This window comes from Acidovorax sp. 107 (genome assembly GCF_003058055.1).
In the GTDB taxonomy this organism is placed as follows: domain Bacteria; phylum Pseudomonadota; class Gammaproteobacteria; order Burkholderiales; family Burkholderiaceae_C; genus Acidovorax.
On the sequence record NZ_QBTZ01000001.1, the window covers coordinates 34,462 to 47,930 of the forward strand.

Here is a 13,469-nt window from a genome sequence, read left to right on the forward strand (position 1 = left end):
CCAGTAGGTCATGGACACCCTCTGGTTCAACATCGTGCAGTGGCTCCACACGCTGGGGTTGCATGTCGATGGCGGCACCGCGCGGGCCGTGGGTGATGCGGCGGCAACGGCCACTGCGCGGCTCGACATGCCCAGCCTGCTGGCCCTGGCGGCCGCCTTGGGCTGGGCCAGCGGGTTCCGGCTGTATGCCGTGGTGTTTCTGGTCGGCATGATGGGGGTGCTGGGCTGGATGCCCCTGCCGCCCGGCCTGGCCATGTTGCAGCACCCGCTGGTGCTGATGGTCAGCGGCTGCATGCTGATGGTGGAGTTTTTTGCCGACAAGGTGCCCTGGGTGGACAGCGCCTGGGATGCGGTGCATGCCTTCATCCGCGTACCCGCAGGGGCCGCATTGGCGTACGGCGTCTTTGGCGCCGACAACGCCACGATGGCGGTGGTGGCGGGGCTGCTGGGGGGCTCTCTCTCTGCCACCGCTCTGGCCACCAAGATGACCACGCGGGCTGCGGTCAACACCTCGCCCGAGCCGTTTTCCAACTGGGGCCTGTCGTTCTTTGAAGACGGCCTGGTGGTGGCCGTGGTGTGGATGGCCACGCAGCACCCGGTGGCCTTTGGCATCGCGCTGGTGGTGATGGTGGCGGTGTCGGTGCTGCTGCTGGTGGTGCTGTTCAAGTTTCTGCGCGCCGTGGTGCGGCGCTTGTCTTCTTTCTTTTCTGGTTCTGCCAAGGTGGCTTAAACATGTTCAACAAGATCCTCATTGCAAACCGTGGCGAGATAGCTTGCCGTGTCGCGGCCACCGCCAAACGCCTGGGCGTAAAGACCGTCGCCGTGTACTCCGATGCCGACGCCAGCGCCAAGCATGTGGCCGTCTGCGACGAGGCCGTGCACATTGGCGGCAGCGCGCCCAAGGACAGCTACCTGCGCTGGGAGCGCATCATCGACGCCGCCAAGGCCACGGGTGCGCAGGCCATTCACCCCGGCTACGGCTTTCTGAGCGAGAACGAAGATTTCGCTAAGGCCTGTGCCGATGCGGGCCTGGTCTTCATTGGCCCCCCCGCCAGCGCGATCAATGCGATGGGGCTCAAGGCCGAGTCCAAGCGCCTCATGGAGCAGGCCCAGGTGCCCCTGGTGCCCGGCTACCACGGTGCGGACCAGGACCCAGCCATGTTGCAACGCGAGGCCGACCGCATTGGTTACCCCGTGCTCATCAAGGCCAGCGCAGGCGGCGGCGGCAAGGGCATGCGCGCGGTGGACAAGGCCGAGGACTTCGCCGCCGCGCTTGACTCTTGCAAGCGCGAGGCCATCAACAGCTTTGGCGACGATGCGGTGCTGGTGGAGAAATACGTGCAGCGTCCCCGCCACATCGAGATCCAGGTGTTTGGTGATACGCACGGCAACTGCGTGTACCTGTTTGAGCGCGACTGCTCGGTGCAGCGCCGCCACCAGAAAGTGCTGGAAGAAGCGCCTGCCCCCGGCATGACACCCGAGCTGCGCGCCCGCATGGGCGAGGCCGCTGTGGCTGCCGCACGCGCCGTAAATTACGTGGGCGCGGGCACAGTGGAGTTCATCGTCGAGCAGCCCGGCGGCTACGACGCGCCCGAGCAGATGAAGTTCTACTTCATGGAGATGAACACCCGCCTGCAGGTGGAGCACCCCGTGACCGAGGCCATCACCGGCCTGGACCTGGTGGAGTGGCAGCTGCGCGTGGCTTCCGGCGAACCCTTGCCTTTGAGGCAGGAAGACCTGCGCATCACCGGCCATGCCATCGAGGCGCGTATCTGCGCCGAGAACCCCGACAACAACTTCCTGCCCGCCACCGGAGCGCTCAATGTGTATGCGCTGCCCGAGTGCGTGACTTTCGAGCGGGGCTCGGTCCGTGTCGATTCCGGCGTGCGCCAAGGCGATGCGATCAGCCCGTTTTATGACTCCATGGTGGCCAAGCTCATCGTGCATGGCGACACGCGCGAGCAGGCGCTGGCGCGGCTGGACGAGGCGCTGGCCCAGACCCATATCGTGGGCCTGGCCACCAACGTGCAGTTCTTGCGCCGCGTGGCGAAGACGGCGGCATTCGCGCAGGCCAAGCTCGACACCGCGCTCATCCCGCGCGAGCAGGCTGTGCTGTTCCACCAGGAGTCTGTGGGGTTGCCGCTGGCCGCAGCGGCTGCCGTAGCGCAAACCCTGCTGCACGAGCGTGCCAGTGAAGGGGTGGATCCATTCAGCTGCCGTGATGGCTTTCACACGCATGGTGTGGTGCAGCGCCGGTTTGAGTTTGATTTTGGTGGTGAGCATGCCAAGGCCCTGCTGACTTACGAGCGTGGTGGCAGCCTGCATCTGGCAGTCGGCGAGGGCGATGCCGCCGTGGCCGGGCCGCTGGTGTTTGCGGCAAAGCTCAACGGAATCGAACTGCAGTTTGCAGGTCAGCGCACGCGCGCTGCCGTGTATGCCCAGGGTGAGGTGGACCATGTCTTCACCCCGCTGGGCGCCACCCAGATCACCGCCATCGACCTGCTGGCCCACGCGGGAGAGGCAGCGGCCGAAGGCGGGCGCCTGACGGCCCCGATGCCTGGCAAGGTCGTGTCGTTTGCCGTGAAGGCGGGAGATGCCGTGACCAAGGGCCAGCCGCTGGCGGTGATGGAAGCCATGAAGATGGAGCACACGATTGCAGCGCCTGCCGATGGCATGGTGGCTGAGCTGCTGTACGCCCCTGGCGACCAGGTGACCGAAGGGGCCGAGCTGCTCAAGCTCGTGGTGGCCGAGAAGGCGTAAGCCCCATCGGGGCACCTCGTGCGTGACAGCGCGGGGTGCGCAATGCGGCTACGCTCGGAGCCCATGAAAATCACCTTTTGCTGTACCGATGCCAAGCCGGAGCCCTGGCTCCAGGGCTTTTCCGCCGTGCTGCCCGGCGCTGAGATTTCTGTGTGGCAGCCCGGCGCTCCCCAGGCCGACTATGCCGTCGTCTGGGCACCGCCCCAGCAGTTCATGGACGAGCAGCCCGCGCTCAAGGCCTTGTTCAATATCGGTGCGGGGGTGGATGCCTTGCTCAAGCTGCGCCTGCCGCCCCAGGCCTTTGTGGTGCGGCTGGACGATGCGGGCATGGCCGTGCAGATGGCCGAATACGTGTGCCACGCGGTCATCCGCCACTTCCGCGAGTTTGACGGCTACGAGGCCGACACGGCCGCCGGGCGCTGGGGCTACCGCAAGCCGCGCCTGCGCAGCGACTACCCCATCGGTGTGATGGGCCTGGGCGTGCTGGGCGAGCGTGTGGCCCAGGCGCTGGCACAGTTTGACTTTCCGATCAACGGCTGGAGCCGCAGCCCCAAGGCCATCGAGGGTGTGCGCGCGTTTGCAGGGGCGGACCAGTTCAACGATTTCCTGGCAGCGAGCCGCGTGCTGGTCAATCTGCTGCCCCTCACGCCCGACACCACCGACGTGATCAACAAGGACACGCTGGCCCGTTTGCAGCCCGGCGCTTATGTGATCAACGTGGCGCGCGGAGCGCATCTGGTGGACGGGGATTTGCTGGCCGTCATCGACAGCGGCCATGTGGCGGGCGCCACGCTCGATGTGTTCCGCACCGAGCCGCTGCCTGCTGGTCACCCGTTCTGGACCCACCCCCGCATCACCGTCACGCCGCACACCTCGGCGCGCACGTTGCGCGATGAAAGCATCGCCCAGATCGCACGCAAGATGGTGGCACTGGAGCGGGGCGAGGCCGTGGCCGGGGTGGTGAACCCGTCGCGCGGCTACTGAGCCTATTTCCCCGCCGCGCGGTGCTCAGTCCACCGTCACGCCCGCATCGCGCACCAGCTTGCCCAGGCGCTGCGCATCGGCCTTGATCAGCGCGCCAAAGTCGGCGGCGTTGCCCGCCACCACCGGCGTACCGATGGCTTCCCATTTGGTGCGGAAGGCGGGGTCCTTGAAGATCGCGTTGACCGTGGCGTTGAGCTTGTCGATGGTGGCTTGCGGGGTGCCCGCGCGCACGGCAATGCCGTGCCAGCCGGTGATCTGGTAGTCCGTAATGCCGGCCTCGGCCATGGTTGGCACGTTGGGCAGCACCTTGGCGCGTTCGCTGGACGTGACCGCCAGCGGGATCAGCTTGCCTGCCTGGATGTGGGGCAGCGAGCTGCCGACGATGTCGAACATCACGTTCACCTGCCCGCCGATCAGGTCGTTGAGCGCGGGGCCTGCGCCGCGGTAAGGGATGTGCCCCATCTTCACGCCTGCCATGGTGTTGAACAGCTCGCCCGCCAGGTGCTGCGGTGTTCCGTTGCCGGCCGACGCAAAGCTCAGCACCGGCTTGCCCGTCTTGGCCAGCGCCAGGAATTCGGCCAGGGTCTTGACGCCGAGCGACGGATGGACTTCGAGCACCAGCGGAAAGGCCGACAGCTGGATCACCGGCGCCAGATCGGTCAGCGGGCTGAACGGCATGCTCGCGTAGAGCGAGGGGTTCACCGCCATCGGCCCGCTGGCCGCCAGCAGCAGCGTGTGCCCGTCAGCAGGGGCCTGCTTGGCCACCTCGGCGCTGCCGGTGTTGCCACCGGCGCCGCCCTTGTTGTCCACCACCACAGGCACGCCCAGGCGGCTTTGCAGCTCGGGCTGGAGCATGCGGGCCATCAGGTCGGTGGGGCCACCGGGCGGGTAGGGCACCACAAAGCGGATGGTCTTGCTGGGGAATGCGGTAGCGGCCGACTGTGCCGCGGCCTGCCCCGCCAGGCCCAGGGCCAGGGGGACGGCCAAGGCTGCGTGCAGCACGGTGCGCCGGTTGGTGCGGGGCGTGGACGAAGAAATGGGGCGGTGGTGCATGTCTGTCTCCTGTGGGGATGGATAAAGCCCGTCTGCTGCGGGTTGATGTCAATGGATTAAGTGAAAGGGGCTCTCAGGGCGCGCCAAAGCGCTGCCGAATGTCGGCTGCGGAGGCCAGCGGGCGGCCCAGTGCCTGAGCCGCTTCTATCGCCTGGCGCACCAGTGCGGCGTTGTCGGGCGCAATGCTGCCGTCCTTGCACAGCAGATTGTTTTCAAACCCCACACGGGCGTGGCCGCCAAACACTGCGGCGGCTGCTACGCAGGCGTTCTCGGTGGCCCCAAAGGCGCACACCGCCCAGGGCTCGTTCCCCTCATGGGCGTTCAGAAACGGCAGCAGGTCGCGCGGGCTGGAGGTCTGGCCCGCGCTGTAGCGGCCCAGCACAAACAGCAGGAACCACGGTGCATCCGGTACCACGCCACTGGCGCGCAAGGCCTGCCAGCGCCGCAGGTCGGCCACGTCGTACAGGATGACCTGCACCATGGTGCGCCGCTGGGCCAGGCCGGTGAAGAAGCGCTGCAGCCCGGCTTCGCCGACCTCGGGTTTGTCCACCTCGCGCAGGCCGATGGACACGGCCTCGGGCTGCAGCGCTTCGACCATGGCGATCTGCGCCGGGGCCTTGTACACGCCTGCGGCTTCGCTGGTGATCTGGATGACCATGGCATCACCCACGGCCTGGCGCACCACGCGCTGGGCCTCGCGGTAGCCCTCCACATCCAGGCTGTGGCGGCCTTGTGCGTCGCGGATGTGCATGTGCAGCATGGCCGCGCCCGCATCCAGGCAGGCCTTGGCCGCGGTCGCCAGCGTGGCGGGGGTGATGGGCACGGCGGGGTGGTCGGCGGGCTGTTTGTAGGCGCCGTTGGGGGCCACGGTCACGATGAGCGGGTCGGCCCACTGGCTGGCCATAGCGGGTGATGCGGGCGATGGGGTCATGAACGATCTCCGATATCGGGGGCAGCGTCGGCAGGGGGCTCGATGCTGGGCAGCTCGCTGGCCAACAGCGCCAAGCCCTGGCGCAGCAGCGTGTCATAGCGCCCGCGCTCGGCCTGCTTGCGGTCTTCGGGCCAGTCGAAAAATCCCTTGCCCGTTTTCATGCCCAGCTGGCCCTGGGCCACCTTGTCGCGCAGCGCCTGGGCGGGTGCATCGGTGTTGGACAGCGTGGGGTACATGGTGGCGGCAGCGGCGGTGTGCACCTCAATGCCCGCATGGTCACGCTGCAGCACCGGCCCCGCCGCCAGAAAGCGGAACCCAAAGCCAAAGCGCACGGCGGCGTCCACGTCCTCCGGCGAGGCAATGCCTTCGTCGATGAGGGCAAACGCCTCGCGCGACAGCGCATGCTGCATGCGGTTGGCCAGAAAGCCCGGCTTGTCTTTTTTGACCAGCACCGGCACGCTGCCGCAGCCGCGCATGAAGGCGTGCAGCCAGGTGCCCAGGGCCGGCTTGCTGCGCTCGCCCAGCACCACCTCCACCAGCGGCACCAAGTGGGCGGGCATGAAAAAGTGCAGCCCCAGCATGCGCTGCGCCGTGGCCAGCCCCTGGGCAATGGCGCTGATGGGAAAGCCCGAGCTGTTGCTGGCCAGCACCGCGTTGGCGGGCGCGATGGCTTCCAGCTCGGCAAACAGTTGCTGTTTGGCGGGCAGTTGCTCGGTGATGCATTCGACCACCAGCACCACGCCGGTCCAGTCCACTTCTTGCAGCGATGCACACACCCGCACCGGGCCTGCGTGGGCGGCCTGGCCTGCGGTGGCCAGTTCCTGGGCGATGTGGGGCAGGAGCCGGTTGCGGCGCTCGGTGTGCGGGTCTACCACCGTCACGTGGGCGCCCCCACGCGCCAGGACCACGGCCACATCGGCCCCCATGGTGCCTCCGCCCACCACCACGGTGCGGGCGTTGCGAGGCGAACTTGTTTCCATCTTGTCTCCAGTTTTTGCTTGTCGTGCTGACGTGCAATGCAGTCTAGGTATCCTGAATTGCGCGGTCCAGACGTCTTTTTCGATAGACTGATCGGCTATGAAGATCAATTGGTCCGCCCGCGAGGTGGATGTGTTCCTGTCGCTGGCCGAGACGCTGAGCTTTCGGCGCACGGCTTTGCAGATGCACCTGTCGCAGTCGGCGGTGTCCGGCACGGTGGCGCGGCTGGAGGAGATGCTGGACGTGCGCCTGTTCGAGCGCACCACGCGCACCGTGCAGCTCACGCTGGCGGGCGAGGTGTTTGCCGAGCAGGCGCGCTTTCTGCGCCACCAGATGGATGAAACCGTGCGCCGCGTGCAGGAGGTGGCGCAGCTGCAGGTGGGCCGCGTGGCGCTGGCGGCGCTGCCGTCGCTGGCCGCCGGGGCGGTGCCACGGGCCTTTGCCCGGTTTGCCGCGCAGCACCCGGGCGTGCAGATGGAGCTGATCGACAGCCTGGCGGGCCCTGCGTTTGACATGGTGCGCGCCGGGCGTGTGGACTTTGCCCTCACCGCCGCCAACCCCGCCTATGCGGACCTGGACTACACCCCGCTGGTGTCCGACCGGTTTGTGCTGCTGATGCCGCGCACGCACCCGCTGGCCCGTGGGCGGGGCGCCGTTGCCTGGGCCGATGTGGCCGAGTTGCCCCACATCTCCATGCCCGCAGGCACCAGCGTGCGGCAGTACGCGCAAGAGGCTTTGCTGACGCACCGCATCCGCTTTGAACCCCGCTACGAGGTGGAGCACCTGGCCACCATTGCGGCCATGGTGGCGGCGGGGCTGGGGGTGAGCGCGCTGCCCGAGCTGGCCGCCCAGGTGGTGCGCCGGCCCGAGGTGGTGACGCGCGCGCTCAAGGCGCCCGTGCTGCACCGGCCCATCGGGCTGATCACGCTGCGCGGGCGGCCGTTGTCACTGGCGGCGCAGGCCATGGTGGCCCTGCTGCGGCAAGAGGTGGAAAACGCCGAGACGTAGAGCGGCTGATGGCGCGTCCGGCGAATGGTCTGGCACGATATGAGGTCGCCGAGTGGAGGCGGTAGCGAGACAATGGCGGAATTCCTTGATTCACCCTTGGTAGCCCCATGAGCATTCCCTCCCGCGTCCGCCTCATCGACGTTGGTCCCCGCGACGGCCTGCAGAACGAAAAGACCCCGGTGCCCGCAGCCGTCAAGATCGAGCTGGTACACCGCCTCCAGCAAGCGGGCCTGCAAGAGATCGAAGTCACCAGCTATGTCAGCCCCAAATGGGTGCCGCAGATGGCCGACAACCACGAGGTGATGAGCGGCATCACGCGCCATAGCGGTGTGGCGTATTCGGTGCTCACGCCCAACCTCAAGGGCTTTGAGTCCGCCGTGCTGGACAAACCCGATGAAATCGTTGTCTTCGGATCGGCCAGCGAGGCCTTCAGCCAGCGCAACATCAACTGCAGCATTGCCGAGAGCATCGAGCGCTTTGCTCCCGTGGTAGAGGCAGCATTGGCCGCGGGCATCCGCGTGCGCGGCGCCATGAGCTGCACCGTGGGCTGCCCGTACGAAGGCGATATCGCCCCCGAACGCGTGGCGTACCTGGCGGGCCTGCTCAAGGGCATTGGCGTGCAGCGCGTGGATGTGGCCGACACCATTGGCGTGGGCACGCCGCGCAAAGTGCAGAAGGCGCTGGAGGCCACGTTGCAGCACTTTGGCATCGACGAAGTCTCCGGCCACTTCCACGACACCTACGGCCAGGCGCTGTCGAACACGCTGGCCGCGCTGGAGCTGGGCGTGTGGAACTTCCAGTCATCCGTGGCTGGGCTGGGCGGCTGCCCCTATGCCAAGGGCGCTACGGGCAATGTGGCCACCGAGGACGTGGTGTACATGCTGCAGGGCATGGGCATCGAGACCGGCATCGACCTGGACCTGCTCATCGATGCAGGGGCCTACATCAGTGGTTTTCTGGACCGCAAGCCCAACTCGCGTGCGGCCAATGCCTTGTTGACCAAGCGCGCGGGCTGACCGTTGATCTAGGGCCCGTTAGCAGGCCCTAGCTCCACCCGGCCGCCGTCAACCGGCGTCCGGGGTGCCGCCCAGCACCTTCCAGAGCGTCACGCGGTTGACCTGCTCGGCCTGGCGCAGGCCGATCAGGGTCTGCTGCGCCGCATACAGGCTGCGCTGTGCATCCAGCACCGTGAGGTAGTTGTCCACCCCGGCCTTGAAACGCGCCTCCGACAGGTCGAACGCTTTCTGGGTGGAGGCCACCAGCCGCGTCTGCGCGGCGATGCGCTCGTCCCATTGCGCGCGGTCAGCCAGCACATCGGCGGTCTCGCGGAACGCGGTCTGCACGGCCTTTTCGTACTGGGCCACCGCGATGCGCTGGTTGGCCTCGGCCACCTGCACATTGGCCCGATTGCGGCCTGCGTCGAAGATCGGCAGTCTGACCAGAGGCACAAAGCTCCAGGTGCCGCTGCCTGCGCCAAACAAACCGTCCAGCTCGCGGCTGCCGGTGCCCAGGTTGGCCGTGAGGCTGATGGTGGGGAACAGGGCCGCCCGTGCTGCGCCGATGTTCGCCTCGGTGGCGCGCAGGGCGTTTTCGGCGGCCTGCACATCGGGGCGGGCGAGCAGCACGCTGGAGGCCAGCGGCACGGGCACGGGCTGCAAGGCCGCCGGGGCCTGCGCCTCTGCGCGCAGCGTGCTGGCAGTGGGCCAGAGGGCGGCGGGCACCGGGCCTCCCACCAGCAATTGCAGGGCGTTGCGGTCGCGCTCCACCTGCGCCAGGTAGGTCGCCACGTCGCCCCGCGCCGAGTCCACCGTGGTCTGCGCCTGGGCCAGCACCAGGCCCGATGTTGAGCCGATGGCATGGATGCGTTGGGTCAGCGCATAGGCTTTTTCTCGGCTGGCCAGGGTGTCGCGCGCCAATTGCAGCCGGGCCTCATCGGCGGCCAGCGTGAGCCAGGCGTTGGCCACATCCGCGATTAGGCCCGTCTGAATGTTGCGCTGGTTCTGCTGGCTCTGCAGAAACTGCTGCAGCGCCGCCTCGTTGAGGTTGCGCACGCGGCCCCAGAAGTCGATTTCGTAGCTGGCAAACCCCAGTTGTGCGGTGTACTGCGTGGACAACTGCGAAGGCGCGGTGGCGCTGCTCATGCCGGCGGCGGTGCGTGCGCGGCTGGCCTGCGCCTGCGCGGTGACGCTGGGCAGCAGGTCGGCACGGGTGATGCCGTACTGGGCGCGGGCCCGCTCGATGGCTTCGACGGCCACGCGCAGGTCGCGGTTGTTCGACAGCGCCAGGGCGATGACATCGCGCAGCGGCTGGGCCTGGACCCAGCCCAGCGCAGCCGCCGCTTGCACGCTGGCGTCGCTGGCGTCGCTGGCGTCGCTGGCCACGGCGGGCTGCCCGCTGGTGGCGCCCACGGTGTCAGGCACCGGCAGGGCAGGGTTCTGGTGGGTGGGGGCCAGGTTGCAGCCCGCGAGCAGTGCGGCAGCGGCCAGGGCGGTGGTCATGGCGGCAAGGGCGGCAGGCCGGCGCTGGTGGCCTGGCGACAAGGGTGGGCGCGTCATGCTGCGCTCTCCTGTGTGGGGTGCGGTGGGGTGGTGGCTGGGGCTGGCGGTGCGTCGTCCCCGCTGCGCGAGCGGCTCTTGAACCAGCGGCGAATCAGCAGGAAGAACACCGGCACCAGGAAGATGCCCAGTACGGTGGACGCCAGCATGCCGCCCAGCACGGCGGTGCCGATGGCCACCCGCCCGCCGGCACCCGCGCCGGTCCCGATGGCCAGCGGGATCACCCCGAAACCAAAGGCCAGCGAGGTCATCAGGATGGGGCGCAGGCGCAGGCGCACGGCGGCCACGATGGCGTCGACCAGGTTCTTGCCCTGCTCCTGCAGCTGCACAGCAAACTCGACGATCAGGATCGCGTTTTTGGACGCCAGCCCCACGGTGGTCAGCAGCCCCACCTGAAAGTACACGTCGTTGGTCAGGCCCCGGGTGTAGGTGGCTGCCAGGGCCCCCACCACGCCCAACGGCACGGCGAGGATCACCGACAGGGGTACCGTCCAGCTCTCATACAGGGCGGCCAGGCACAGGAACACGAACAGGATCGAGATCGCGTACAGCATGGGGGCCTGGGCGCCCGACTGGCGCTCTTGCAGCGAGGCGCCCGTCCACTCGTAGCCGATGCCGGGGGGCAGCGTGCGCAGGATGTCTTCCACGATCTTCATCGCGGCGCCCGAGCTGACGCCCGGTGCCGCGCGGCCTTCCAGCTCGTACGCCGGGTTGCCGTTGTAGCGCATCAGCTGCGGCGAGCCGTAGGCCCAGTAGCTGGTCGAGAACGCGCCGAACGGCACCATCTCGCCCTTGCTGTTGCGCACGCTCCAGCGGGCCACGTCCTGCGGCAGCATGCGCGCGGGGGCGTCGCCCTGGATGTACACGCGCTTGACCCGCTCGTTGTTCAAAAAGTCGTTCACGTAGGTGCCGCCCATGGCGCTGGAGAGCACGCTGTTGATGTCGTTGTACGAAAGCCCCAGTGCAGCGGCCTTGCGGTCGTCGATCTCCAGGCGCAGCTCGCTGGCGTCCTCCAGGTTGGTCATGCGCAGGTTGGTCAGCTCGGGCCGCTTGCGCGCTTCGGTCAGGAAAGTGTTGGTGGCGGCCAGCAGCGCCTGGTGGCCCAGGCCGTTCATGTCCTTGATCACGAAGTTGAATCCCGAGCTGGAGCCCAGGCCCCGCACGGCCGGGGGCATGACGACCAGCACCCGCGCATCGCGGATGGAGGCCAGGTCGCGCGTGGCCTTGTGGGCAATCTGCGCGGCGGCCTGGTGGGGCAGGGGGCGGTCTTCCCAGGGCTTGAGGCGCACAAAGCCGCGGGCCGAGGCCTGGTCGCCGTTGATGCCCGAGACCTGGTAGAAGCTCAGCACATCGGGCTGCTGCGCAAAGTAGTCGCGCACCTGGTCCAGCACGCTCTGCAGCCGCGCGTCGGCGGCGCCCGAGGGCAGGTTCACGTTCACGTACAGAAAGCCCTGGTCTTCGTCGGGCAGGAAGGAGGTGGGCAGGCGCGCCATGAGCAGCCACACCACGCCACACACCGCCAGGAAGATCAGCACCATGCGCTTGGTGCGGCGCAGGGTGTAGGCCACCGTACCCTGGTAGCGCGAGGCCGTGGCGTCGAAATGGTGGTTGAACCAGCGGAAGAACCGGTCGTTCAGGCCCAGCAGGCCGGGCCGGATGGGCCGGTCATGCCCGGCAGATGCGGCTGCAGGCTTGAGCAGCGTGGCGCACAGCGCCGGCGTCAGTGTGAGCGCCACGAACACCGACAGCGCCATGGCTGCCACGATGGTGATGGAAAACTGCCGGTAAATCACGCCGGTCGAGCCGCCAAAGAACGCCATGGGCACAAACACCGCAGACAGCGTGACCCCGATGCCCACCAGGGCGGGCGTGATTTCGCGCATGGACTGGCGGGTGGCCTCCTTGGCCGACTGGCCGGTCTCGTGCATCACCCGCTCGACGTTCTCGACCACCACAATCGCATCGTCCACCAGCAGGCCGATGGCCAGCACCATGGCAAACATGGTCAGCGTGTTGATCGAATACCCTGCCAGTGACAGCACGCCAAAGGTGCCCAGCAGCACGACCGGCACGGCAATGGCGGGGATCAGCGTGGCGCGGAAGTTCTGCAAAAACACGAACATCACGATCACCACCAGGATCATGGCCTCGCCCAGCGCGCTGACCACTTCCTTGATGGAGGCGCGCACAAAGGGCGTGGAGTCCGAGCTCACGAAGTAGTCGATCTGGTTGGGGAAGTAGGGCTTGAGCTCGGCCAGCTTGGCGGCAATGGCGTCGGCCACCTGCATGGCGTTGGCGCCGTCGGCCAGCACGATGCCCATGCCCGCGCCGGGCATGCCATTGAGCTTGGCCTTCACGGTCAGGTTCTCGGCGCCCAGCTCCACGCGGGCCACGTCCTTGATGGTGACCACTGACCCGTCGAGCGCCGACTTGAGCACGATGCGCTCGAACTGCTCCACGGTCTTGAGCTTGGTGCGGGCGGTGATGGTAGCGTTGAGCTGCTGGTCGGACACCGCAGGCAGGGCGCCCAGCTGGCCGGCAGACACCTGGGCGTTCTGGGCGTTGAGCGCGTTGACCAGGTCCGACGGCATCAGCGCGTACTTCTCCATCTTGGCCGGGTCCATCCAGATGCGCATGGCGTAGTTGGTGCCGAACACCGTCACGTCACCCACGCCATCGATGCGGCCGATCACGTCCACCAGGCTGCTGGTCAAAAAGTCGCCGATGTCCACGGCGCTCATCGAGGGGTCTTTGGAGAAGAAGCTGTAAGTGACCAGAAAATCCTGCCCGCCCTTGTTCACGAACACGCCCCGGCTCTTGACGGCATCGGGCAGGCGGTTGGTGGCGGCCTGCAGCTTGTTCTGCACCTGCACCTGCGCCACGTCGATGTTGGTGCCGGGTGCGAAGGTGAGCGTGGTGCGCGAGCGGCCCGAGGCGTCCGAGGTCGAGCTCATGTAGAGCATGTTGTCGATGCCCTTGAGCTGCTGCTCGATGATCTGCGTGACCGAGTTTTCAACCGTCTCGGCCGAGGCGCCGGTGTATTGCGAGCCGATGGTCACGCGCGGCGGAGCGATGTCCGGGTACTGCTCCAGCGGCAGCGTGACGATGGACAGTGCGCCGCCCAGCATGATGATGATGGCGATGACCCACGCGAAGATGGGCCGGTTGATGAAGAACTGGGCCATGTGCTGCGTCCTTCG

General features: G+C 67.5%; 10 protein-coding genes. 5 read left to right on the top strand and 5 right to left on the bottom strand.

What is annotated here, in order from left to right; all coding sequences use genetic code 11:
• The first annotated feature begins 10 nt into the window (after window positions 1–10).
• The 3 genes from C8C99_RS00180 to C8C99_RS00190 all read left to right on the top strand — a co-directional run bounded on the left by C8C99_RS00180 (window position 11) and on the right by C8C99_RS00190 (window position 3,744).
• On the top strand, window positions 11–730 hold the full coding sequence (locus C8C99_RS00180; protein WP_056638998.1) for a DUF4126 domain-containing protein: 720 nt from the start codon (window positions 11–13) through the stop codon (window positions 728–730).
• Window positions 731–732: 2 nt separating this feature from the next.
• Window positions 733–2,760, top strand: coding sequence for an acetyl/propionyl/methylcrotonyl-CoA carboxylase subunit alpha (locus C8C99_RS00185; RefSeq protein ID WP_108624563.1), 2,028 nt, complete (start codon window positions 733–735; stop codon window positions 2,758–2,760).
• Window positions 2,761–2,823: 63 nt separating this feature from the next.
• Window positions 2,824–3,744, top strand: a complete 921-nt coding sequence (locus tag C8C99_RS00190) for a glyoxylate/hydroxypyruvate reductase A (RefSeq protein WP_108624564.1) — start codon at window positions 2,824–2,826, stop codon at window positions 3,742–3,744.
• Between the two features lie 24 nt (window positions 3,745–3,768).
• On the opposite strand, the gene C8C99_RS00195 is transcribed toward C8C99_RS00190, so the two are convergent.
• From C8C99_RS00195 to C8C99_RS00205, 3 genes are all read right to left on the bottom strand, one after another.
• Window positions 3,769–4,797 (bottom strand): tripartite tricarboxylate transporter substrate binding protein, encoded by a 1,029-nt coding sequence (locus C8C99_RS00195; protein ID WP_108624565.1) that lies wholly within the window; start codon window positions 4,795–4,797, stop codon window positions 3,769–3,771.
• Between the two features lie 73 nt (window positions 4,798–4,870).
• Complete coding sequence (locus C8C99_RS00200; RefSeq protein ID WP_108624566.1) at window positions 4,871–5,728, bottom strand: 3-keto-5-aminohexanoate cleavage protein; 858 nt, start codon at window positions 5,726–5,728, stop codon at window positions 4,871–4,873.
• Window positions 5,725–6,708: a 3-hydroxyacyl-CoA dehydrogenase family protein gene (locus C8C99_RS00205; RefSeq protein ID WP_108624567.1), complete on the bottom strand. Its 984-nt coding sequence runs from the start codon at window positions 6,706–6,708 to the stop codon at window positions 5,725–5,727. The genes C8C99_RS00200 and C8C99_RS00205 overlap by 4 nt, the downstream gene beginning before the upstream one ends.
• Before the next feature lie 97 nt (window positions 6,709–6,805).
• Between C8C99_RS00205 and C8C99_RS00210 the strand changes: the two genes are divergently transcribed.
• Both C8C99_RS00210 and C8C99_RS00215 read left to right on the top strand, forming a co-directional pair.
• On the top strand, window positions 6,806–7,714 hold the full coding sequence (locus C8C99_RS00210) for a LysR family transcriptional regulator (RefSeq protein WP_108624568.1): 909 nt from the start codon (window positions 6,806–6,808) through the stop codon (window positions 7,712–7,714).
• A gap of 107 nt (window positions 7,715–7,821) precedes the next feature.
• On the top strand, window positions 7,822–8,730 hold the full coding sequence (locus tag C8C99_RS00215; protein WP_108624569.1) for a hydroxymethylglutaryl-CoA lyase: 909 nt from the start codon (window positions 7,822–7,824) through the stop codon (window positions 8,728–8,730).
• A 48-nt stretch (window positions 8,731–8,778) separates the two neighbouring features.
• Here the strand turns inward: C8C99_RS00215 and C8C99_RS00220 are convergent, their stop codons facing one another.
• Window positions 8,779–10,212: an efflux transporter outer membrane subunit gene (locus C8C99_RS00220; protein WP_146186040.1), complete on the bottom strand. Its 1,434-nt coding sequence runs from the start codon at window positions 10,210–10,212 to the stop codon at window positions 8,779–8,781.
• Between the two features lie 53 nt (window positions 10,213–10,265).
• Complete coding sequence (locus tag C8C99_RS00225) at window positions 10,266–13,454, bottom strand: efflux RND transporter permease subunit (protein WP_108624571.1); 3,189 nt, start codon at window positions 13,452–13,454, stop codon at window positions 10,266–10,268.
• Window positions 13,455–13,469 lie beyond the last annotated feature (15 nt).